Origin of the sequence: Streptococcus sp. SPS1 (assembly GCF_030439915.1) — a bacterium.
Classification (GTDB): Bacteria; Bacillota; Bacilli; order Lactobacillales; family Streptococcaceae; genus Streptococcus.
The window spans coordinates 212,501-236,272 of the sequence record NZ_JAQFJG010000002.1; the positions used below are offsets into that span (position 1 = coordinate 212,501).

Annotated in this window: 21 protein-coding genes and 1 pseudogene; 18 read left to right on the forward strand and 4 right to left on the reverse strand. The window is 37.3% G+C overall.

Going from position 1 to position 23,772, the window contains the following annotated elements; translation table 11 throughout:
• Positions 1 to 74 precede the first annotated feature (74 nt).
• From PCY12_RS03080 to PCY12_RS03090, 3 genes are all read right to left on the reverse strand, one after another.
• Positions 75 to 845 carry a response regulator gene (locus PCY12_RS03080; RefSeq protein ID WP_301351457.1) on the reverse strand — a complete coding sequence of 257 codons (771 nt, stop codon included), beginning with the start codon at positions 843 to 845 and terminating at the stop codon, positions 75 to 77.
• Positions 838 to 2,487, reverse strand: coding sequence for a histidine kinase (locus PCY12_RS03085; RefSeq protein WP_301351458.1), 1,650 nt, complete (start codon positions 2,485 to 2,487; stop codon positions 838 to 840). Before PCY12_RS03085 ends, PCY12_RS03080 begins: the two co-directional genes overlap by 8 nt.
• Positions 2,488 to 2,661: 174 nt before the next feature.
• Positions 2,662 to 3,438, reverse strand: a complete 777-nt coding sequence (locus tag PCY12_RS03090) for a glycyl-radical enzyme activating protein (RefSeq protein ID WP_301351460.1) — start codon at positions 3,436 to 3,438, stop codon at positions 2,662 to 2,664.
• Positions 3,439 to 3,559: 121 nt separating this feature from the next.
• Here PCY12_RS03090 and PCY12_RS03095 point away from each other — a divergent pair, with 121 nt between their 5' ends.
• From PCY12_RS03095 to PCY12_RS03155, 13 genes and pseudogenes are all read left to right on the forward strand, one after another.
• Positions 3,560 to 4,306, forward strand: a complete 747-nt coding sequence (locus PCY12_RS03095) for a DeoR/GlpR family DNA-binding transcription regulator (protein WP_050242602.1) — start codon at positions 3,560 to 3,562, stop codon at positions 4,304 to 4,306.
• A gap of 12 nt (positions 4,307 to 4,318) precedes the next feature.
• Positions 4,319 to 5,299 (forward strand): sugar-binding transcriptional regulator, encoded by a 981-nt coding sequence (locus PCY12_RS03100; RefSeq protein ID WP_301351461.1) that lies wholly within the window; start codon positions 4,319 to 4,321, stop codon positions 5,297 to 5,299.
• Positions 5,300 to 5,494: 195 nt separating this feature from the next.
• The gene (locus tag PCY12_RS03105) at positions 5,495 to 5,815 is read left to right on the forward strand and encodes a PTS lactose/cellobiose transporter subunit IIA (RefSeq protein ID WP_000402908.1); all 321 of its coding nucleotides are present in this window, start codon (positions 5,495 to 5,497) and stop codon (positions 5,813 to 5,815) included.
• 33 nt (positions 5,816 to 5,848) lie between these two features.
• Entirely contained in the window at positions 5,849 to 6,157 is a 309-nt protein-coding gene (locus PCY12_RS03110; protein ID WP_301351463.1) for a PTS sugar transporter subunit IIB, read from the forward strand.
• 16 nt (positions 6,158 to 6,173) lie between these two features.
• Positions 6,174 to 7,463 carry a PTS sugar transporter subunit IIC gene (locus tag PCY12_RS03115; RefSeq protein ID WP_301351464.1) on the forward strand — a complete coding sequence of 430 codons (1,290 nt, stop codon included), beginning with the start codon at positions 6,174 to 6,176 and terminating at the stop codon, positions 7,461 to 7,463.
• A 161-nt stretch (positions 7,464 to 7,624) separates the two neighbouring features.
• Positions 7,625 to 10,063: a glycyl radical protein gene (locus PCY12_RS03120; protein WP_000247407.1), complete on the forward strand. Its 2,439-nt coding sequence runs from the start codon at positions 7,625 to 7,627 to the stop codon at positions 10,061 to 10,063.
• Positions 10,064 to 10,081: 18 nt separating this feature from the next.
• The gene (locus tag PCY12_RS03125) at positions 10,082 to 10,750 is read left to right on the forward strand and encodes a fructose-6-phosphate aldolase (protein ID WP_061765830.1); all 669 of its coding nucleotides are present in this window, start codon (positions 10,082 to 10,084) and stop codon (positions 10,748 to 10,750) included.
• A 17-nt stretch (positions 10,751 to 10,767) separates the two neighbouring features.
• A complete protein-coding gene (locus PCY12_RS03130; protein ID WP_301351465.1) occupies positions 10,768 to 11,856 on the forward strand; it encodes a glycerol dehydrogenase in 1,089 nt (362 codons plus the stop codon).
• A 346-nt stretch (positions 11,857 to 12,202) separates the two neighbouring features.
• Positions 12,203 to 14,704 carry a leucine--tRNA ligase gene (leuS, locus tag PCY12_RS03135; protein WP_301351467.1) on the forward strand — a complete coding sequence of 834 codons (2,502 nt, stop codon included), beginning with the start codon at positions 12,203 to 12,205 and terminating at the stop codon, positions 14,702 to 14,704.
• A gap of 92 nt (positions 14,705 to 14,796) precedes the next feature.
• On the forward strand, positions 14,797 to 15,252 hold the full coding sequence (locus tag PCY12_RS03140; RefSeq protein WP_000358209.1) for a MarR family winged helix-turn-helix transcriptional regulator: 456 nt from the start codon (positions 14,797 to 14,799) through the stop codon (positions 15,250 to 15,252).
• Between the two features lie 56 nt (positions 15,253 to 15,308).
• Positions 15,309 to 16,541: an acyl-CoA thioesterase/BAAT N-terminal domain-containing protein gene (locus tag PCY12_RS03145; protein ID WP_301351468.1), complete on the forward strand. Its 1,233-nt coding sequence runs from the start codon at positions 15,309 to 15,311 to the stop codon at positions 16,539 to 16,541.
• A gap of 298 nt (positions 16,542 to 16,839) precedes the next feature.
• Positions 16,840 to 17,535, forward strand: a pseudogene (locus tag PCY12_RS03150) (GNAT family N-acetyltransferase).
• 11 nt (positions 17,536 to 17,546) lie between these two features.
• On the forward strand, positions 17,547 to 17,963 hold the full coding sequence (locus PCY12_RS03155) for a GNAT family N-acetyltransferase (RefSeq protein WP_301351469.1): 417 nt from the start codon (positions 17,547 to 17,549) through the stop codon (positions 17,961 to 17,963).
• Positions 17,964 to 18,790: 827 nt separating this feature from the next.
• On the opposite strand, the gene PCY12_RS03160 is transcribed toward PCY12_RS03155, so the two are convergent.
• Positions 18,791 to 18,883, reverse strand: coding sequence for a type I toxin-antitoxin system Fst family toxin (locus PCY12_RS03160; protein WP_000970296.1), 93 nt, complete (start codon positions 18,881 to 18,883; stop codon positions 18,791 to 18,793).
• A 131-nt stretch (positions 18,884 to 19,014) separates the two neighbouring features.
• Between PCY12_RS03160 and ruvB the strand changes: the two genes are divergently transcribed.
• From ruvB to rseP, 5 genes are all read left to right on the forward strand, one after another.
• Positions 19,015 to 20,013, forward strand: coding sequence for a Holliday junction branch migration DNA helicase RuvB (ruvB, locus tag PCY12_RS03165; RefSeq protein WP_301351471.1), 999 nt, complete (start codon positions 19,015 to 19,017; stop codon positions 20,011 to 20,013).
• Complete coding sequence (locus tag PCY12_RS03170; RefSeq protein ID WP_301351473.1) at positions 19,994 to 20,566, forward strand: nucleotidyltransferase family protein; 573 nt, start codon at positions 19,994 to 19,996, stop codon at positions 20,564 to 20,566. Before ruvB ends, PCY12_RS03170 begins: the two co-directional genes overlap by 20 nt.
• A 345-nt stretch (positions 20,567 to 20,911) precedes the next feature.
• On the forward strand, positions 20,912 to 21,670 hold the full coding sequence (locus tag PCY12_RS03175) for an isoprenyl transferase (protein WP_301351475.1): 759 nt from the start codon (positions 20,912 to 20,914) through the stop codon (positions 21,668 to 21,670).
• A gap of 8 nt (positions 21,671 to 21,678) precedes the next feature.
• Positions 21,679 to 22,482 carry a phosphatidate cytidylyltransferase gene (locus PCY12_RS03180; RefSeq protein WP_265477427.1) on the forward strand — a complete coding sequence of 268 codons (804 nt, stop codon included), beginning with the start codon at positions 21,679 to 21,681 and terminating at the stop codon, positions 22,480 to 22,482.
• Between the two features lie 21 nt (positions 22,483 to 22,503).
• Positions 22,504 to 23,763, forward strand: coding sequence for an RIP metalloprotease RseP (gene rseP / locus PCY12_RS03185; RefSeq protein WP_301351477.1), 1,260 nt, complete (start codon positions 22,504 to 22,506; stop codon positions 23,761 to 23,763).
• The last annotated feature ends 9 nt before the right edge of the window (positions 23,764 to 23,772 follow it).

Genomic DNA, 23,772 nt, shown 5'->3' on the forward strand with positions numbered 1-23,772 from the left:
AGCTTGTAGCGAGTTTCCTAGTTTGCTCTAGTAAAAGTACAAAATAAAAAGATTGCCTGAGCAATCCTTTTACATCAATGGTTTTTATCCATGAGTTTTAATTCTTTTGGAGAAATATGGAGATACTTTTTAAAAACTTTGGCAAAATATTTATAGTCTGAAAATCCAACTTGTTCAGAGATATCGCTTAAGGGAGAATTAGGGGATTCAGCCATTTTATCTATAGCTTGCTTGAGGCGGTAGCGTAAGATATATTCATTTAGTGTCATTGGGAAGTCTTCTTTGATAACCTTGTATAGATAACTTTCGCTATATCCTAGATGCTCTGCAATGGTAGAAATGGTAAAGTGCATGCAGTAGTGTTGATGCACAAATTCCAGAATTTGCTGAATGATTTGGTTTTGTGTATCGACTTGTTGGATAGAGGTGAGTAAAGTTTGATATTCTTCTAAAAAAGGAGTTTCTTGATAAGTGCTAACTCGTAATCGCAAAACAATTTTTTGAAGACATTCTGTCAATTCCTTGGTATCAATTGGTTTGGATAGAAAATCAACTGCCCCATATTGCATGGCTTTTTTGGCATTTTGAAAATCGTTATAACCTGATAAGATAACTTTTTCATAAGAGAGAGTACGAGTGGCTTCAAACATCATGAAAGCATCCATAATTGGCATGGTGATGTCTGTTAAGACAATATGAGGTTCTTTTTCTTGGATGAGTTTCATTCCCTCTTGACCGTGACTGGCAGTTCCTACGACTTGGATACCTAAGGCAGAGTAATCTACGGCAATCTCTAGCCATTTTCGAATGAGGTGTTCATCTTCTACGATGATGAGCTTAAACATGAGTTAGTCCTTTCGTTATAAATTTGACCCAAGTTTCTCCTTGGCGATTGACTCCTAAATCTAGCTGGACATCAGAAAAGAAATTGCTCAATCGTTTATAGCTGTTAACGATACCATGCTGGGTATGAGGGCTTTCTAAAGAGTCTAAAATAGCGAGTCGCTCTTGTTTTGTGAGTCCTCCAGCATTATCCTTGACTAAAAAAGTTAGAGAATCTGATTCCAAGGTAATTTGGATATCAATATGAAGATCAATACGGTATTGCATCCCATATTTTATAGCATTTTCTACTAGAGGAAGCAAGAAAAGTTTAGGAATAGGCTGATTATCGACAGTTTCTGGACAGACAATATCATAAGAAAAGTGCTCAAAACGAATCTTATGAATAATCAGGTAATCCTCTATAATCTTTAAATCTTGGCAAATGGTTGTTTCTTTTTCTAAATCGGTGATACTGTAGCGAAGAATGCGCGTGAGGTTTTGAATCAGGTCTTGTGTGAGAGCGGCATCCATTAAAGAAGTGATTTTAATCGTCTCAAGTGTATTGTAGAGAAAATGAGGATTGAACTGAGCTTCCAGCATTTTTCTTTCAAAAATCCACTTTTCTTTTTCTATGGTCAACATTTTTTGATGAAGTTGATCTAATTCGTACAACATATTGTTGATTTTTTCTGCCATAAACTCAAACTCATCACCTGTTTGTAGAGAAAGCCTTTTTTCTGCTTGTTTAGGAATTTCTTGAAGTTGGTAAACTAAGCTTTCAATAGGAACAGCGTTGTGTGTGGCAATCTTATGAGCAATTCGCCTTGCTTGCCAGAAGTAGAGGAAGAATATACATAAGGTGAGAATGGAGGCTAGACCAAGTAAGCTAGGAATGGGAAAAAAGGATTGAAAAGTATAGATTGAAAAAATAGCACCGACTTTTTCTTTTTGAACAATAAGCGGTTCATTCGCATACCAGTGGGTGCGAGAGTGTAGGAGTTTTTCATCCAATTTTTCAAGAGTGGAACGAGTAAACTGATTTGTATTGTTGGAAAACATATTTCCAAAGCTATCGGTAATGATGTATTTGGAATTGATCATTGGGAAACTTGAGATGAAATCATTCTCATTTACGAAAGCAATAGTATAGGCCTTAACTCGTTGGTTTTGAAGTAGTGGTTTGATAAAGAGTGTGTAGTGTTGTTTATCTGAAGAGAGTGCAATTTTTTCTGTCACTTTATCTTGAGAAGGATTTTGAATGAGTAGTTTTAGATAGTAGGGTGATAAAATACTTTCTTGATGATTTCGATTGGTACTAAATAGTAATTCACCTGTATCGCTTAGGATAATGAGGTCAGAACTAAGTTTTAATTTAGCTTTTGTCTCGTAAAATAAGCTAAAGACTTCTCGCTCTGTGTGTTTGCCATCCAAAAATCCAAGAATCATTTTATGGTTCATGGTAGTCAGGAGCTCATTATTTGCTTCTTTCATTTCTTGAACCTGTTTTACAATCTGTCTCGTATCTTTGGAGAGTTGTTGCTCTTGTAAAAAATAGGAAAAACCAAAAAGTAAAATGAGTAGTAAAAGAGAGGTCACAAAGGCTGCGATAGAGCTTCTATGGAGAATTTCTTTTTGGAGAGATTTTTTAAAGGAATGAGACATCCGCTACCTCCTTGGAAGGGTTTTCTGTTATAAGTATAGCAGTTTAAAAATTCTAGAGCAAGGTAAAATAGAAAAGGTTTGGCTAAAATTTTTTAGCTAAACCTTTTGAAAAGTTAAGTATGTATTATAGATGCTTGTTATCTGCAAATAGCTAGAGCATTTCAAGGAAATAAACTAGAAATAACAATTAATATGATGGTTCAGAAATACCTTTTGATAATCAATAAGATCTTCAGGATGAAGTGCGTTGACTCCATCCATTTCATATTTCCGATTTAATAAACGATATTTGTTTTCACCAAATTGATGAAAAGGGAGTAGTTGAACTTGGTCGATATTTAATGAGTTAAATAGAGTAGCGAATTCTTCTGCATCCTCTAAACTATTGTTAAAATCAGGAATAACCGGGATTCTTAAAACGATAGTTTTATGTTGAGAAAAGGCATAATGAATGTTTTTAATAATCATTTGATTAAAAACCCCAGTCACTTTTTTATGTTTTATAGAATTATAATGTTTTAGGTCTGTGTAGATAAAATCCACATATTGGATTAAATCAACAAATTTTTCATGATCAACAAAGGCAGTGGTTTCAATGGCAGTGTGTATGTGATGTTCTTTAGCTGACTTTAAGATGGCTTTAGCAAATTCAAACTGAGCGAATATTTCACCTCCTGATAAAGTTAAACCTCCACCGGATTCTTCGTAAAATTCTTTGTCTTTCAATACTTCTGCAATAATTTCTTCTACAGTTTTTTCTTCACCGACTAAAGTGAATTTCTCACGTTGAGCATCTTTCATTTTTTCAGGTTTCATTCTTTGAGATTCAGGATTAGAACACCATGGGCAGCGCAGAGGACATCCTTTTAAAAAAACAGTTGTACGAATGCCTGGGCCGTCATGAATTGAAAAGTGTTGAATATTAAAAATAATTCCTTTAGATACTTCCATAATAGTTCCTCCTCTTCATAATTCTATCCTATCACAAAAACGAAAGAAAAACAATTACGAACGAAAGTTTAATTTGTTGTTTTTTGCTATTTATTTTGGTAGAATAAAACGGAGGTGTAAAATGAAAAGATTGGAACAAATTATTAAATTAGTATCAGAATATGAAAAGATTGATGTTAATACATTATCGGAAAAATTAAATGTATCGAAAGTAACGATTAGAAAAGATTTAGATAAACTAGAGTCAAAAGGCTTATTACACAGAGAGCATGGATATGCTGTATTAAATAGTGGAGATGACTTAAACGTACGTTTGTCAATTAATTATGAAATTAAGAGAAAAATTGTTCAAGAAGCAGTAAAATTGGTATCAGATAATGAAACAATAATGATAGAATCTGGTTCAACCTGTGCTTTACTTGCTGAGGAAATTTGCAAGCAAAAAAGAAATGTCACTATTGTAACAAATTCATTTTTTATAGCAAATTTTGTAAGAGGTTATGATTCATGTCGTGTTATTGTTCTTGGTGGAGAGTTTCAGAAAGATTCACAGGTTACCGTAGGACCTTTATTAAAAGAAATGATACAGACTTTTCATGTGCGTCAAGCTTTTGTTGGGACAGATGGCTACGATAAAGAGATGGGCTTTACAGGAAAAGATTTAATGCGCAGTGAGGTAGTTCAATATATTTCAGCAGCGTCGGATAAAGTCATTGTGCTAACTGACTCAAGTAAATTTGATAAAAGGGGTACAGTAAGAAGATTTGCTTTAAGTCAAGTCTATGAAGTAATAACAGACGAAGGACTTTCTAAACAAAATATAGCTACATTAGAAAATGCTGGGATAATGGTTAAGGTAGTTTCGTAAGAGGTTAAGTGTATGAATCAAGATAGGAATAAACTGCTCTCTAAAATTGCTTATCTGTATTATATTGAAAACTTAAATCAGTCACAAATAGCAGTAAAATTAGGAATTTATAGAACCTCTATTAGTAGAATGTTAACAGAAGCAAAGAATGCAGGAATTGTTAAAATTGAAATAGAGAATTTTGATACCAATATGTTTAAGTTGGAAAATTATGTAAAAGAAAAATATGGTCTGGAAAGTTTAGAAATTATTCCAAATGAATTTGATGATAATCCAACAATTTTATCTGAAAGAATTTCTCAAGTTGCAGCAGGTGTCCTTAGGAATTTAATTGATGATAATATGAAAATTGGCTTTTCTTGGGGGAAAAGTTTAAGTAATTTAGTAGATTTAATCCACAGCAAAAGTGTCCGAAATGTTCACTTCTATCCTCTAGCAGGTGGTCCTAGTCACATACACGCTAAATACCATGTGAATACACTGATCTATGAAATGTCTAGAAAATTTCATGGAGAGTGTACATTTATGAATGCAACGATTGTGCAAGAGAACAAATTGTTAGCAGATGGTATTTTGCAATCAAGATATTTTGAAGATTTGAAAAATAGTTGGAAAGATTTAGATATAGCTGTGGTTGGGATTGGTGATTTTAGTAATAAAGGAAAACATCAATGGTTAGACATGCTTACAGAGGATGACTTTAAAGAATTAACCAAAGTTAAAACTGTAGGGGAAATTTGTTGTCGATTCTTTGATTCAAAAGGTAAAGAAGTTTATGAGAACTTACAGGAAAGAACGATAGCCATCTCTTTGGAAGATTTAAAAAATATTCCTCAAAGTTTAGCTGTTGCTTACGGTGATACGAAAGTATCTGCGATTCTTTCTGTCTTGCGTGCTAATTTAGTAAATCATTTGATTACAGATAAAAATACAATTTTAAAAGTCTTGGAAGAAGATGGTGATTTTTCTTTTCGAAATATTTTATGTGAGTGAAAATGATAGACTGATTCAGTTTATCGTTTTTTATTTTCAATAATTTGCACATTTGTGCTTATATAAATAAAAATTGTCTATTTGTTGTTTTTAGATTGACAAGTTTCTTATGTAGTTGTATTCTATAGTTACAAAAGAAAATTTTAAAATTTCAAATGAAAAAAGCTTTTTACATAGTGAAATGAGGAGGAATTTATGGAAATTATTGTTCCAGATCAAATTATCATGGGTTTAATTTTATATGCTGGCGATGCGAAACAACATATTTATAAAGCATTAGATTACATAAAAAACGGTACATGTGAACGATGTGAAGAAGAAATACAGTTAGCTGATGCAGCCTTATTAGAAGCCCATAATCTACAAACAAAATTCTTGGCACAGGAAGCGTCTGGTACAAAGACAGAAATTACAGCTCTCTTTGTCCATTCACAAGATCATCTCATGACTAGTATGACGGAGATTAATTTAATCAAAGAAATTATTAGTTTGAGAAAAGAACTTCATAAAAAATAATACTAGAGTATTAACATAGAGGAGGAAAATATAATGGTGAAGATCGGTTTATTTTGTGCAGCAGGATTTTCTACTGGTATGCTTGTAAATAATATGAAAATTGCAGCGCAATCTAGTGGAGTTGAAGCAGAAATAGAGGCGTTTTCTCAGTCTAAATTAGCGGATTATGCCCCAAATATAGATGTCGCACTATTGGGGCCTCAGGTTGCTTATACATTAGATAAATCAAAAGAGATTTGCGATAAATGCAGTATTCCGATAGCTGTTATTCCGATGATGGACTATGGCATGTTAGATGGAAAAAAAGTATTGGATTTGGCCCTATCTTTGATTAGTGGGTAAGAAAAGGAGATTTATTATGGCAAAGATGGATGTTCAGAAAATCATTGCACCAATGATGAAATTTGTGAATATGCGTGGTATTATAGCTCTAAAAGATGGTATGTTGGCTATTTTACCATTAACAGTAGTTGGGAGTTTGTTCTTAATTATGGGGCAATTACCCTTTGAAGGATTAAATAAGAGCATTGCTAGTGTTTTTGGAGCTAATTGGACAGAGCCGTTTATGCAAGTATATTCAGGAACTTTTGCTATTATGGGTCTAATTTCTTGTTTTTCAATTGCCTATTCTTATGCTAAGAATAGCGGAGTAGAGGCTTTACCAGCTGGAGTTCTATCTGTATCTGCATTCTTTATTTTGCTAAGATCATCTTATATCCCTAAACAAGGTGAGGCGATTGGGGACGCTATTAGTAAAGTTTGGTTTGGAGGCCAAGGAATTATCGGTGCTATCATTATAGGTTTGGTAGTAGGAAGTATTTATACCTTCTTTATAAAGAGAAAAATTGTTATTAAGATGCCAGAACAAGTTCCACAAGCTATTGCCAAACAGTTTGAAGCAATGATTCCAGCATTTGTAATTTTCTTATCTTCTATGATTGTATATATTTTAGCGAAGTCATTGACTAATGGCGGAACATTCATAGAAATGATTTATTCTGCTATTCAAGTTCCATTGCAAGGTTTAACTGGATCTTTGTATGGTGCTATTGGAATTGCATTCTTTATATCATTTTTGTGGTGGTTTGGTGTTCATGGACAATCGGTAGTAAATGGAGTAGTGACAGCTCTGCTTTTATCTAATCTTGATGCTAATAAAGCTATGTTAGCCTCTGGTAATCTATCATTAGAAAATGGTGCACATATTGTTACTCAACAATTTTTAGATTCATTTTTAATTCTATCAGGTTCAGGGATTACGTTTGGTCTTGTAGTTGCCATGCTTTTTGCAGCAAAATCAAAACAATACCAAGCCTTAGGAAAAGTTGCCGCTTTTCCAGCAATATTTAACGTAAATGAGCCAGTTGTATTTGGATTTCCGATTGTCATGAATCCAGTTATGTTTGTACCTTTCATTCTTGTTCCTGTACTTGCAGCTGTTATAGTATATGGAGCTATTGCAACAGGTTTCATGCAGCCATTTTCAGGAGTTACATTACCTTGGAGCACCCCAGCTATTATATCAGGATTTATGGTTGGTGGATGGCAAGGAGTTATTACTCAGCTAGTGATATTAGCGATGTCTACATTAGTTTATTTCCCATTCTTTAAAGTACAGGATCGTTTAGCTTATCAGAATGAAGCATGATAATTCTAAAAAAACATTTGTGTATTATCATTAAACATACACATTTGTGCTAAAAATTAGAGAGTTAAAGTTTTTCTAGTTAAAAGCTTGAAATTTTCTAAAAAACCAGGTATTATATTTTCGAAAGAAACAAAAATATTTTCGAAAGAAAGGTGTTTACGATGGTAAATAAAGAAGTAGCAAGAACGACAATCAAGACAGAATATTTTGGTAGCCTTACTGAAAGAATGAACAAATATCGAGAAGATGTTTTAAATAAAAAACCTTATATTGATGCTGAGAGAGCAGTTCTAGCAACACGCGCTTATGATCGATATAAGGAACAACCTAATGTCCTAAAACGCGCCTATATGCTGAAAGAAATTTTAGAAAATATGACTATCTATATTGAAGAAGAATCTATGATTGCAGGAAATCAAGCTTCTTCCAATAAAGATGCTCCTATTTTTCCAGAATATACGCTAGAATTTGTTCTCAATGAGTTGGATCTTTTTGAAAAGCGTGATGGAGATGTTTTCTATATTACTGAAGAAACAAAAGAACAACTTAGAAGTATTGCTCCGTTTTGGGAAAATAATAATTTACGTGCTAGAGCTGGTGCCTTGTTACCTGAAGAAGTGTCTGTTTATATGGAAACAGGATTCTTCGGTATGGAAGGTAAGATGAATTCTGGAGATGCTCATTTAGCAGTTAACTATCAGAAACTGTTGCAATTTGGTTTAAGAGGTTTTGAAGAGCGGGCTCGTAAAGCGAAAGCAGCGCTAGATTTAACAGATCCAGCAAGTATTGATAAATATCATTTTTACGACTCTATCTTTATCGTAATCGATGCTATTAAAGTATATGCAAATCGCTTTGTTGATCTTGCTAAAAGTTTAGCCGAAAATGCAAATCCTAAACGTAAGAAAGAATTACTTGAGATTGCAGATATTTGCTCTCGAGTCCCATATGAACCGGCAACTACTTTTGCAGAAGCTATTCAATCAGTTTGGTTTATTCAATGTATTTTACAAATTGAATCTAATGGCCACTCTCTTTCATATGGTCGTTTTGATCAATATATGTATCCATATATGAAGGCTGATTTAGAAAGTGGTAAAGAAACAGAAGATAGCATTGTTGAACGTCTGACAAATCTTTGGATTAAGACAATTACAATTAATAAGGTTCGCAGTCAAGCACATACATTTTCTTCAGCAGGAAGTCCTTTATATCAAAATGTTACAATTGGTGGACAGACTCGAGATAAGAAGGATGCTGTTAACCCATTATCTTATTTGGTATTAAAATCAGTTGCACAAACCCATCTACCGCAACCTAATCTAACTGTACGTTACCATGCAGGTTTAGATGCTCGTTTCATGAATGAGTGTATTGAAGTGATGAAACTTGGTTTTGGTATGCCTGCATTTAATAATGATGAGATTATTATTCCTTCTTTTATTGCAAAAGGAGTATTGGAAGATGATGCTTATGATTACAGTGCCATTGGATGTGTTGAAACGGCAGTTCCAGGGAAATGGGGCTATCGTTGCACAGGTATGAGTTATATGAACTTCCCTAAGGTTCTACTTATCACGATGAATGATGGAATTGATCCGGCTTCGGGTAAACGGTTTGCACCAAGCTTTGGTCATTTTAAGGATATGAAGAACTTTTCTGAATTAGAAAATGCTTGGGATAAAACACTAAGATATTTGACACGAATGAGTGTTATTGTTGAAAATTCTATTGATTTATCATTGGAACGAGAAGTTCCTGATATTCTATGTTCAGCATTGACTGATGATTGTATTGGTCGTGGAAAACACCTTAAAGAAGGTGGAGCAGTATATGATTATATATCAGGTTTGCAAGTTGGAATTGCAAATTTGTCGGATTCATTAGCTGCAATTAAAAAATTGGTATTTGAGGAAGAACGTATAAGCCCAAGTCAGCTTTGGCATGCACTGGAAACAGATTATGCCGGAGAAGAAGGTAAGGTCATTCAAGAAATGTTGATTCATGATGCACCTAAGTACGGTAATGATGATGATTATGCTGACAAATTGGTTACTGCTGCTTATGACATTTATGTTGATGAAATTGCTAAATATCCTAATACACGTTATGGAAGAGGTCCTATTGGAGGAATTCGTTATTCAGGAACATCTTCTATCTCAGCCAACGTAGGGCAGGGACGTGGAACATTAGCAACGCCAGATGGACGCAACGCGGGTACACCGTTAGCAGAGGGTTGTTCACCATCACATAATATGGATCAACACGGCCCTACATCTGTTTTAAAATCTGTTTCAAAATTACCAACAGATGAAATCGTAGGTGGGGTTCTCTTAAATCAGAAAGTAAATCCTCAAACGTTAGCCAAAGAAGAAGATAAATTAAAACTAATTGCTTTGTTACGAACATTCTTTAATCGTTTACATGGGTACCATATTCAATACAATGTTGTTTCCAGAGAGACGTTGATTGACGCTCAGAAACATCCTGAAAAACACAGAGATTTAATTGTTCGTGTTGCAGGATACTCTGCATTCTTCAATGTTCTTTCTAAGGCAACCCAAGATGATATTATAGGACGTACTGAGCATACTTTGTAAAATAAAGAGGTTCTTTTTATGGAATTTATGCTTGACACATTAAATTTAGATGAGATTAAAAAGTGGTCTGAAATTTTACCGCTAGCTGGGGTAACTTCAAATCCCACTATTGCCAAAAGAGAGGGTTCTATTAATTTTTTTGAACGAATCAAAGATGTAAGAGAATTGATTGGCTCTACACCCTCTATTCATGTTCAGGTGATTTCTCAAGATTTTGAAGGCATCTTAAAGGATGCTCATGAAATTCGGAGACAAGCAGGAGATGATATATTTATCAAAGTACCTGTTACTCCAGCTGGATTACGTGCAATAAAGGTGCTAAAAAAAGAGGGCTACCATATCACTGCAACAGCTATTTATACAGTTATTCAGGGATTATTAGCTATCGAAGCAGGAGCGGATTACCTAGCTCCATATTATAATAGAATGGAAAATCTGAACATTGATTCAAATTCTGTCATTCGTCAATTAGCTCTTGCTATTGATAGACAGAACTCTTCTAGTAAGATTTTAGCTGCATCCTTTAAAAATGTAGCACAAGTAAATAATGCTTTAGCTGCAGGTGCGCATGCTGTTACAGCAGGAGCAGATGTTTTTGAATCAGCTTTCGCCATGCCATCTATCCAAAAGGCGGTTGATGATTTTTCTGACGACTGGTTTGTTACTCAACATAGTCGTTCCATTTAGGTAGAAAGGAAACAAACATGAGAATTTTTGCTAGCCCTTCTAGATATATTCAAGGGGAAAATGCCTTGTTTGAAAATGCCAAATCAATGTTGGATTTGGGAAATCGTCCTATTCTATTATGCGATCAGTTGGTTTATGATATTGTTGGAAAACGATTTGAAGATTACCTACATAGGTATGGTTTCCATATTGTTCTAGCCCAGTTTAATGGTGAAGCTTCTGACAATGAAATCAATCGAGTTGTTGCCTTGGCTGAGAAAGAAAATTGTGATAGTATTATCGGTCTTGGTGGAGGAAAGACGATTGATAGTGCAAAAGCTATTGCAGATTTGATTGAAAAACCTGTTATTATTGCTCCAACAATTGCATCGACCGACGCACCTGTATCTGCTTTATCTGTTATTTATACAGATGAAGGTGCATTTGATCATTATCTATTTTATTCTAAAAATCCAGATTTAGTTTTGGTTGATACAAAAGTTATTTCACAAGCCCCTAAGCGTTTATTAGCGTCTGGTATTGCAGATGGTTTAGCAACTTGGGTTGAGGCGCGTGCGGTTATGCAGGCAAATGGAAAAACTATGTTAGGACAACAACAAACGTTGGCTGGAGTTGCAATTGCGAAAAAATGTGAAGAAACGCTGTTCGCAGATGGTTTACAGGCCATGGCGGCTTGTGAAGCTAAAGTTGTGACACCAGCATTAGAAAATATTGTTGAAGCTAATACTCTATTGAGTGGTCTAGGTTTTGAAAGTGGAGGATTAGCTGCGGCGCATGCAATTCATAATGGTTTTACTGCATTGACAGGTGACATTCATCATTTAACACATGGTGAAAAAGTAGCTTATGGAACTTTGGTACAACTATTATTGGAAAATAGACCTAAAGAAGAACTAGATAAGTATATTGAGTTTTACAAAAAAATTGGTATGCCAACAACTCTAAAAGAAATGCATTTAGATCAAGTTGGATATGATGATTTAATAAAAGTTGGTAAACAAGCAACTATGGAGGGTGAGACAATCCATCAGATGCCGTTTAAGATTTCGCCTTCAGATGTTGCTCAAGCTATCATCGCTGTAGACGCCTATGTAAATTCAAAATAAACAATAAGGACTACTGTTTTCCAAATGGTAGTCTTTTATTGATCCTTGTATTGAATCCGACGTTCTTCATAAATCAAAAAGCGACATAGGTTGTCGGCTATTTATTATAAATACATTAATTAGCATTCCAGTCGTATCTTCGGTCTAAAATTAGTATTTTGTGTTATAAGAGATAAACTTCTTGTTTTGCTCTTTGATTTCCCGCATATAAGATAAAAAAGTGGGTGATAGAGCAATTCAGAGCCATCAAAATTAATGAAATACAGTATACAGTTTTTTCTTTTAATACATTTCAAATTCCCTCAAAAATGGTATAATAGTAACATCACAAAATTGGAGAGAGACCATGAGTTTTTACAATCATAAAGAAATTGAGCCTAAGTGGCAGGGTTACTGGGCAGAACATCATACATTTAAGACAGGAACAGATGCCTCAAAACCGAAGTTTTATGCTCTTGATATGTTCCCTTATCCATCTGGAGCGGGTCTGCACGTAGGACACCCCGAAGGCTATACAGCGACAGATATCCTCAGCCGTTACAAACGTGCGCAAGGCTACAATGTCCTTCACCCAATGGGTTGGGATGCTTTTGGTTTGCCTGCAGAGCAATACGCTATGGATACAGGTAATGACCCAGCAGAATTTACGGCTGAGAACATTGCCAACTTCAAACGCCAAATCAATGCGCTTGGATTTTCTTATGACTGGGATCGTGAAGTCAATACAACAGATCCAAACTACTACAAATGGACTCAGTGGATCTTCACCAAGCTTTACGAAAAAGGCTTGGCCTATGAAGCGGAAGTGCCAGTAAACTGGGTTGAGGAATTGGGAACTGCCATTGCCAATGAAGAAGTGCTTCCTGACGGAACTTCTGAGCGTGGAGGCTATCCAGTTGTCCGCAAACCAATGCGTCAATGGATGCTTAAAATTACGGCCTACGCAGAGCGTTTGCTTAATGATTTGGATGAACTTGATTGGCCAGAGTCTATCAAGGACATGCAACGCAACTGGATTGGGAAATCAACTGGTGCTAATGTAACTTTTAAAGTTAAGGGAACAGATAAGGAATTCACAGTCTTTACCACTCGTCCTGATACCCTTTTCGGTGCGACTTTCACTGTCTTGGCTCCTGAACATGAATTAGTAGATGCTATCACAAGTCCAGAGCAAGCAGAGGCAGTGGCAGATTACAAACATCAAGCTAGCCTTAAATCAGACTTGGCTCGTACCGACCTTGCCAAAGAAAAAACTGGTGTTTGGACTGGTGCTTATGCCATCAACCCTGTCAATGGCAAAGAGATTCCAATCTGGATTGCGGATTATGTTCTTGCTAGTTACGGTACAGGTGCCGTTATGGCTGTACCAGCCCATGACCAACGTGACTGGGAATTTGCTAAACAATTTGCCCTTCCAATCGTAGAAGTGCTTGAAGGTGGAAATGTAGCAGAAGCTGCCTACACAGAAGATGGTCTTCATGTTAATTCAGACTTCCTAGATGGACTCAACAAAGAAGATGCTATTGCCAAGATTGTAACTTGGTTGGAAGAAAAAGGCTGTGGTCAGGAGAAGGTTACCTACCGTCTCCGTGACTGGCTCTTCAGCCGTCAACGTTACTGGGGTGAACCAATTCCTATCATTCATTGGGAAGATGGAACTTCAACAGCTGTTCCTGAAAGTGAATTGCCACTTGTTTTGCCTGTAACCAAGGACATCCGTCCCTCAGGTACTGGTGAAAGTCCACTAGCTAACTTGACAGACTGGCTTGAAGTGACTCGTGAAGATGGTGTCAAGGGTCGTCGTGAAACCAACACCATGCCACAATGGGCAGGTTCAAGCTGGTACTATCTCCGCTATATCGATCCACACAACACTGAGAAATTGGCTGATGAGGACCTTCTCAAACAATGGTTGCCAGTAGATATCTACGTTGGTGGTGCAGAGCATGCCGTTCTTCACTTGCTTTACGCTCGTTTCTGGCACAAATTCCTCTATGACCTTGGTGTTGTTCCAACAAAAGAGCCATTCCAAAAACTCTTTAACCAAGGGATGATTTTGGGAACAAGTTACCGTGACCACCGTGGGGCTCTTGTGGCGACTGACAAGGTTGAAAAACGTGACGGTTCTTTCTTCCATGTGGAAACAGGGGAAGAGTTGGAGCAAGCACCAGCCAAGATGTCTAAATCGCTCAAGAACGTTGTCAACCCAGACGACGTGGTGGAACAATACGGTGCTGACACCCTTCGTGTCTATGAAATGTTTATGGGACCACTTGATGCTTCGATTGCTTGGTCAGAAGAAGGTCTGGAAGGAAGCCGTAAATTCCTTGACCGTGTTTACCGTTTGATTACGAGTAAGGAAATCCTTGCGGAAAACAATGGTGCTCTTGACAAGGTTTATAACGAAACCGTTAAAGCTGTCACAGAGCAAATCGAATCATTGAAATTCAACACAGCTATTGCCCAACTTATGGTCTTTGTCAACGCCGCTAACAAGGAAGACAAGCTCTATGTGGACTATGCCAAAGGATTTATCCAATTGATTGCGCCATTTGCTCCTCACTTGGCAGAAGAGCTCTGGCAAACAGTTGCAGCAACAGGTGAGTCAATCTCTTACGTGGCTTGGCCGACTTGGGATGAAAGCAAATTAGTTGAAGACGAAATCGAAATCGTCGTCCAAATTAAAGGAAAAGTCCGTGCTAAACTCATGGTCTCTAAAGACCTATCACGCGAAGAATTACAAGAAATTGCTCTGGCTGACGAAAAAGTCAAAGCAGAAATTGACGGTAAGGAAATCGTGAAAGTGATTGCGGTACCGAATAAATTAGTTAATATTGTTGTGAAATAAGAAATGAATCCTTCAGAGTAGAATCTGGAGGATTTTTTATTTGACAGGAAGTTTCTGTTTTGTTAATATGATTAACAAAGGAAAGAGAGATTATGGATAAAAAAGAATTTATTGCATTTAATAATCGTTTCAATAGATTTATTTTAGCGTTTGACCAGTTAAAAAAAAATCAACATAAAAGTGGTGTTGACAAATCCATTACTTTGAATGAGGTACATTTGATTGTTGTGATTGGGGAAAATCAGCCCTTAAATCTAGTAAAATTATCTGAATTATTAGAAGTTTCAAGAAGTGCAATAACTCAAAGTGTTAGGAGATTGATTCAAAAAAATTTAGTTGTTTTTGATTTTGATCCGAATAATGGGAAAAATAAATATTTGAGATTATCTGAAAAGGGCATCGAAATTTTTAAAATCCATAAGGAGCAACAAGCATATATTGAAAAATCAATCTTTTCAGTTTTAAACAACTATAGCGAGGTGGAACTTAAAACAGTTGTGAAATTGATGGATGATATTGAAAAGGTGTGGGGAGAATTACCGTGGTAAAAGTCACGGTAAATTTCAAATATAATTGTTAAGTGGATTAACAAAAAGGAGAAGATATGACTGTAAACATAGAACTGATTTCACAAACAGATTTAGCGGATGAATCTTTTTATATTGCTATTAATGGTTTAGAACCAAGGGCAATGTATTGTGTAGAAATGTACCTGTCTGATTATTACTGTATAAATGCTCCCTTGCTTTTAGATCATGATGTTATATGGAAATCAACCGCAATTTTTTTATCTGATCAGGACGGTATGATTGATACCTCTCAGACAGCATCTATTTCGGGATCTTATAAAGGAGTTTCAGAAATGGGATTATTCTTTAATGCGAAACCGTTGAAGAATAGGAAAAGGAGATTACCGAGTTCTCTTGATAGAATTCCATTACGAGATTGTTTTGGTGTTGAAATTAAAATCAGGCTGGGAAAAGATGTAATCGCGGAGCAAAGTTTTGTAAGGCGTTATATGAATCTGGGAGTAAGATATCAAGATATCTATGACAAGCATTTTCAAGGTCGATTATTTTATGATGAAAAGTTAAGAAGGGCGCCAGCCGTGATTATTGTTAGCGGTAGTGAGGGAAGAATTGAAAAAGCTCAGAATATTGCCCAACTTTTATCTTCAAGAGGCTATATTTGTCTTGCAATAGCTTATTTTGGTTTAGAGGGATTACCCCAAAATTTAGAACGAATTCCAATAGAATGTCTGGAGGAGGCGAAAGATTTTCTATATCATCATCCTCAAGTTGATAATACAAAAATAGGAATATATGGTCGCTCTAAAGGAGCAGAGCTTGTTCTGGCTGGACAAAGTATTTTGGAAGATGTGCAATGTTTGGTACTCAATTCCCCCTCAAATGTAATATTTGAGGGAATAAAGGGAAAACTCAATTCTAATTCATCTTCTTGGACATATTTACAAAAGGAACTTCCTTATCAAAAATTTCAGTTAGGAGAGTATTTGTTAAACAAGTTTTTTGGAAAACATATTCCTGAAGATAGTAGGGCTCAGATTGATGTGAGTAAAATTTCCTCCCCTTTATTATTACTAGGAAGCGATGTTGATGAAATATGGAATGCATCATCCGCGATAGATGATATCATTTCACATTATAAAGGGGAATCCATTTTGTTTAAAAAATACCATGAAACAGGGCATATGTTGACGATTGCTTATCAACCGAATCATCGTTATCGAAAAGATTGGCGCTTATTAATGAAAGAAAGTGTAGACTCTTGGCTTGTTACGATAAATTTTTTTGATACACATCTGAAGAATTTGTAGATAGTGCTGAACCGTACTATAATAGTCCTAACTAAGATAAAAACACAGTTCTGGTTGGTAGTCCAGTCTACAAAAGCAAACACTAAAACAAGAGAAATTTGAATACAAACAGTAAAAAATAGAGAGAAGCATAAGGGGCATTACCTCACTCGTTCCCATATTTGATTATTCCTCCATAAAGTGGATGGATGATTTTTATAAGAGGAGTTTGCATTATTGAATAGAAAACCAAGTGTTTCCTAAAATTTTCATTGAGATATGTTATACTATATTCAATAAGTGAAACAAGGAGAATACTATGCCAGTAAATGAATATGGTCAGATGATTGGTGAGTCAATGGAAGGTTATACACCAGGTGAATTGCCTGCTATTGATTTCTTAGAAGGGCGTTATGCTAGGATAGAGGCTCTCTCGGTAGAAAAGCATGCGGAGGATTTGCTAGCTGTTTATGGGCCTGATACGCCTCAGGAGATGTGAACCTACCTTTTTCAGGAGCCAGTAGCAGATATGGAGGAGCTGGTTACCCTTTTAAATCAGATGTTGGCTCGTAAGGACCGTTTTTACTATGCAATCATAGACAAGGCGACTGGTAAGGCTTTGGGAACTTTTTCCCTCATGCGCATTGATCAGAATAACCGAGCAATAGAAGTGGGAGCTGTCACTTTTTCTCCAAAACTCAGGGGGACACGGATAGGGACAGAAGCCCAGTATCTCTTGGCTTGCTATGTCTTTGAGGAGCTTAACTATCGTCGCTATGAATGGAAATGCGATGCTCTTAACATGCCATCAAGACGAGCTGCGGAGCGTTTGGGATTTGTCTACGAAGGAACCTTCCGTCAGGCAGTGGTTTATAAGGGGCGTACGAGGGATACGGATTGGTTGTCTATGATTGATAAGGACTGGCCAAAAGTCAAAGCTCGTTTGGAAATATGGTTGCGTCCTGAAAATTTTGATAAAAATGGACGACAGTACAAGAGCTTGAGAGAATTATAAGAGGTGATGACATGATAACCATTAGAAAGCAAGAAATCGTCAAGCTCGAGGATGTTTTGCATCTCTATCAGGCTGTCGGTTGGACAAATTATACAAATAAACCTCAGATGCTGGAGCAATCCTTGTCTCATTCATTAGTAATTTATCTGGCACTTGATGGTGATGCTGTGGTGGGCTTGATTCGTTTGGTTGGAGATGGTTTTTCATCAGTACTGGTTCAGGATTTAATCGTTTTACCAATCTATCAGTGCCGAGGGATTGGTAGTTCCTTGATGAAAGAGGCTTTAGAGGATTACAAAGATGCCTATCAAGTCCAGCTGGTGACAGGCCAGACAGAAAGAACCTTGGGATTCTATCGTTCTATGGGCTTTGAAATCTTATCCACCTATAATTGTATAGGGATGACTTGGGAGAATCGAGAAAAATAACAAAACTTGTTTTTTCTTAAGCAAAATTTAAGGCTGGTCTAGTATTATATAATCATTAAATAAAGACCTCCTAACTTTATTTAATGAAATCCTAAAACTTTTTTCATCATAATCTCCTAATGAAGTCACCCAATCAGGTGGCTTTTTGTGAGGTGAGGTACTAGTGATAGAAATTTTTTGCATAATAGTAAAATTTGAGAAAAGTTAAGCTAGTTTTAAGCTTTGTCTTGTATCATATAGTTATTAAATAAAGACCTCCTAACTTTATTTAATAAAATCCTAAACTTTTCTTTTTCATAATAATCTCCCTTAACTCCACCCAATCAGGTGGAGTTTTTTGGCTCTATTTCAGGCTTTTTGGGACTATTCTAAAAATAATTTTTCGATATTTTTCGGTATTTTTCGGATTTTGGTCGGGGAATTGTCGGGGACTTTTTTAGGAAATATGACTAAAAAATAGGTTTGTTGTTACTTCAGCTACTTCAAACTCAATTTGATTGTAAGCGACTGTTAATTGAAGGACTGAAACTGCTGTAATAATGATTTTGCTTGTCCAGTAGTGGCGTATTAAATGAGGAGTGACATATAAGATTGTCTCTTCGTTTACTAAATCAAAATTTCTATGAAATTGATAGAATCTCTAACTTTCTCTTAATCTTGACCGTTTTGTTGTAAAGCGGTTAAAGCTTGAGAAGCTGAGGATGTAAAGTTTTGACAAATTTTGTGAACTATGGGATAATGGAGAGGAATTAAGGATTAGTTCTATATCATGGACTAGAAAAGACCCCAAGCTAACTTCCACATTAAGCTTGGGGTCTTTTTTGACACTATCTATCTTTGTTTAGCCATTTATCGACTAAGCGAAGAACAACACCGACCACAATTGGTCCGATGATAGTTTTAAGGATTAGTTCCATCATGGGCTATCTCACCTCCTTTCGTAGGCGGTGTAGCAGTGCCGAACAATATTATACCACATAAGGGCTAGACTCGGGAGGCACAATCCAGTGGCTTTTTTGTTTGTGGCTTGGATTTTTGATATAATAGAGCCATGAGTAGAATTTTAGACAATGAGATAATAGGGGACGAGGAGTTAGTAGAACGCACGCTCCGTCCTCAGTACTTACGTGAATATATTGGACAGGATAAGGTCAAGGACCAGCTCCAAATCTTTATCGAAGCTGCCAAAATGAGGGATGAAGCGCTGGATCATGTCCTCTTATTTGGACCTCCAGGTTTGGGAAAAACGACCATGGCTTTTGTTATTGCCAACGAACTAGGTGTCAATCTCAAGCAGACTTCGGGTCCAGTCATTGAAAAGGCTGGTGATCTGGTAGCGATTTTGAATGACTTAGAGCCTGGGGATGTTCTCTTTATTGATGAGATTCATCGCTTGCCCATGTCAGTGGAAGAGGTGCTTTATAGTGCTATGGAGGACTTCTACATTGATATCATGATTGGTGCTGGTGAAGGCAGTCGCAGTGTTCATTTGGAGTTGCCACCTTTTACCTTGATTGGTGCGACGACTCGGGCTGGTATGCTCTCAAATCCACTACGAGCACGTTTTGGGATTACGGGGCATATGGAGTATTATGCTCATGCTGACTTGACAGAAATTGTTGAGCGGACGGCAGATATTTTTGAGATGGAAATCACCCATGAGGCAGCATCTGAGTTGGCCCTACGTAGCCGTGGGACCCCTCGTATTGCCAATCGTCTCCTCAAGCGCGTGCGCGATTTTGCCCAGATAATGGGGAATGGGGTGATCGATGATCTTATTACCGATAAGGCTTTGACTATGCTGGATGTTGACCATGAAGGTTTGGACTATGTGGACCAAAAAATTCTCCGGACCATGATTGAGATGTACGGTGGTGGCCCTGTCGGCTTAGGAACTCTTTCTGTTAATATTGCCGAGGAGCGCGAGACTGTCGAAGACATGTATGAGCCTTACTTGATTCAAAAAGGTTTTATCATGCGGACACGTTCTGGACGGGTGGCGACTGCTAAGGCATATGATCATTTGGGGTATGAGTACAATGAAAAATAAGCAAGAAATTCTAGAGGCTTTTAGAAAAAATTCAGATATGATGGCTATTCTGACTATCATCCGAAATCTGGAGTTGACAGATTCCTGGCTGGCAGCAGGTTCTGTCAGAAATTTTATCTGGAATCTCTTGTCAGACAAATCCCCTTTTGATTGTGAAACAGATGTAGATGTCATTTTCTTTGATCCAGATATTTCTTATGAGGAAACCTTGTCCCTAGAGAAAAAACTGCGAGAGGATTTTCCTCAGTACCAGTGGGAATTGAAAAATCAAGTCTATATGCACCAGCACAGCCCTCATACTGCTCCCTATAGCCACTCTTGTGATGCAATGAGCAAGTATCCAGAACGGTGTACGGCAGTTGGACTGCGCTTGAATGAAGAATCGGATTTTGAGCTCTATGTACCTTACGGTTTGGAGGATATTTTGAATTTTCAAGTTCGTCCAACTCCTCATTTTTTAGAGAATCAAGACCGAATGGAACTTTATCAAACACGTCTATCCAAGAAAAATTGGCAGGAGAAATGGAAAAATTTGATTTTTAAAAATACTTAAGGAAACTTTAAGCTAGGAAGTGTATACTGAGTTCATAAGTTAAGAAGACCTTAACTTAAACTCCTAAAACTTTTTCATAATAATCTCCCTATAAAAAATAGAGTCGCCTAATCAGGTGGCTTATTTTTTTGAAAAATGAGCTTGGTGCCTGAGAATAATACTCAATGAAAATCAAAGTGCAAACTAGGAAGCTAGCCGAAGGTTGCTCAAAACACTGTTTTGAGGTTGCAGATAGAGCTGACGTGGTTTGAAGAGATTTTCGAAGAGTATAAATAGCTTAGTGATAGAAGAAAATGAGGAAATATGGTATAATGAAACGATAGATTTTTGAATAGGAATAAGATCATGTTTGGATTTTTTAAGAAAGATAAGGCTGTGGAAGTAGAGGTTCCGACACAGGTTCCTGCTCATATCGGCATCATCATGGATGGCAATGGCCGTTGGGCTAAAAAACGTATGCAACCGCGAGTCTTCGGACACAAGGCGGGCATGGAAGCATTGCAAACTGTGACCAAGGCAGCCAACAAACTAGGCGTTAAGGTTATTACAGTCTATGCTTTTTCTACGGAAAATTGGACCCGTCCAGATCAGGAAGTCAAGTTTATCATGAACTTACCAGTAGAGTTTTATGATAATTATGTCCCGGAATTGCATGCGAATAATGTTAAGATTCAAATGATTGGGGAAACGGACCGCCTGCCTAAGCCAACCTTTGAAGCTTTAACCAAGGCTGAGGAATTGACTAAGAACAACACCGGTTTGATTCTTAATTTTGCCCTCAACTATGGTGGACGTGCTGAGATTACACAGGCTCTTAAATTGATTTCTCAAGATGTTTTAGATGCCAAAATCAACCCAGGTGACATCACAGAGGAATTGATTGGTAATTATCTCTTCACCCAGCATTTACCTAAGGAGTTACGAGAGCCAGACTTGATTATCCGTACTAGTGGAGAATTGCGTTTGAGTAATTTCCTTCCATGGCAGGGAGCCTACAGTGAACTCTATTTTACAGATACCTTGTGGCCTGATTTTGACGAGGCGGCCTTGCAGGAAGCCATTCTTGCCTACAATCGTCGTCATCGCCGATTTGGGGGAGTTTAGGAGGAAATATGACACAGGATTTACAGAAAAGAACCTTGTTTGCAGGAATTGCCCTGGCTATTTTCCTACCAATTTTGATGATTGGGGGACTCTTGTTGCAGATAGCAATCGGAATCATAGCCATGCTAGCCATGCATGAACTTTTGAAGATGAGAGGTCTAGAGACCATGACCATGGAGGGCCTCTTAACCCTCTTTGCAACCTTTGCCTTAACCATTCCCTTGGAGAATTACCTGACTTTTTTGCCAGTTGATGGAAATGTGGTTGCTTATAGTGTGTTGATTTCAATCATGTTAGGAACGACTGTTTTTAGCAAGTCTTATACGATTGAGGATGCTGTTTTCCCGCTTGCTATGAGTTTCTATGTTGGCTTTGGATTTAATGCTTTACTAGATGCTCGTGTTGCAGGTTTAGATAAGGCGCTTTTGGCCTTGTGTATTGTCTGGGCGACCGACAGTGGTGCCTATCTTGTTGGGATGAACTATGGGAAACGAAAATTAGCTCCGATAGTTTCTCCAAATAAAACCTTTGAGGGTGCTTTAGGTGGTATTTTAGGTGCTATTTTAGTAACTATTATCTTTATGATGTTTGACAGTACAGTCGCTCTTCCGTATGGAATTTACAAGATGTCAGTCTTTGCTATTTTCTTTAGCATAGCTGGACAATTTGGTGATTTACTAGAAAGTTCGATCAAGCGTCACTTTGGTGTCAAGGATTCTGGGAAATTTATCCCTGGACATGGTGGTGTTTTGGATCGTTTTGATAGTATGTTGCTTGTATTTCCAATCATGCACTTATTTGGACTCTTTTAATCAAAAGACGGAGGAAATACTATGCTCGGAATTTTAACCTTTATTCTGGTTTTCGGGATTATTGTGGTGGTGCATGAGTTTGGGCACTTCTACTTTGCCAAGAAATCAGGGATTCTAGTCCGTGAATTTGCCATTGGTATGGGGCCAAAAATCTTTGCTCATATTGGCAAGGATGGAACGGCCTATACCATTCGGATCTTACCTCTAGGTGGCTATGTTCGTATGGCCGGTTGGGGTGATGATACCACTGAAATCAAGACAGGAACTCCTGTCAGTTTGACGCTTACTGATGATGGTAAGGTTAAACGCATCAATCTTTCAGGTAAAAAATTAGATCAAACAGCCCTCCCTATGCAGGTGACCCAGTTTGATTTTGAAGATAAGCTCTTTATCAAGGGCTTGGTTCTGGAAGAAGAAAAAACATTTGCAGTAGATCACGATGCAACGGTTGTGGAAGCAGATGGTACTGAGGTTCGGATTGCTCCCTTGGATGTTCAATATCAAAATGCGACTATCTGGGGGAAACTGATTACCAACTTTGCAGGTCCTATGAACAACTTTATCTTAGGTGTCGTTGTTTTCTGGATTTTAATCTTCATGCAGGGTGGAGTCAGAGATGTCGATACCAACCAGTTCCATATTATGCCCCAAGGGGCCTTGGCTAAGGTAGGAGTACCAGAAACGGCACAGATTACCAAGATTGGCTCACATGAGATTAGCAACTGGGAAAGTTTGATTCAGGCTGTGGAAACAGAAACCAAAGATAAGACGGCACCGACCTTGGATGTGACTATTTTTGAAAAGGGTAGTGACAAACAAGTTACGGTTACTCCGGAAGAAAGTCAAGGCCGTTACCTTCTAGGTGTTCAACCGGGGATTAAGTCAGATTTTCTATCCATGTTTGTAGGTGGTTTTACAACTGCTGCTGACTCGGCCCTACGAATTTTATCAGCTCTGAAAAATTTGATTTTCCAACCGGATTTGAACAAGCTAGGTGGACCTGTTGCTATCTTTAAGGCAAGTAGTGATGCTGCTAAAAATGGAATTGAGAATGTCTTGTACTTCTTGGCAATGATTTCCATCAATATCGGGATTTTTAATCTTATTCCGATTCCAGCTCTGGATGGTGGGAAGATTGTGCTCAATATCCTAGAAGCTATCCGCCGCAAACCATTGAAACAAGAAATTGAAACCTATGTCACCTTGGCTGGAGTAGTCATCATGGTTGTCTTGATGCTAGCTGTGACCTGGAATGACATCATGCGACTCTTTTTTAGATAATCGAGGAAT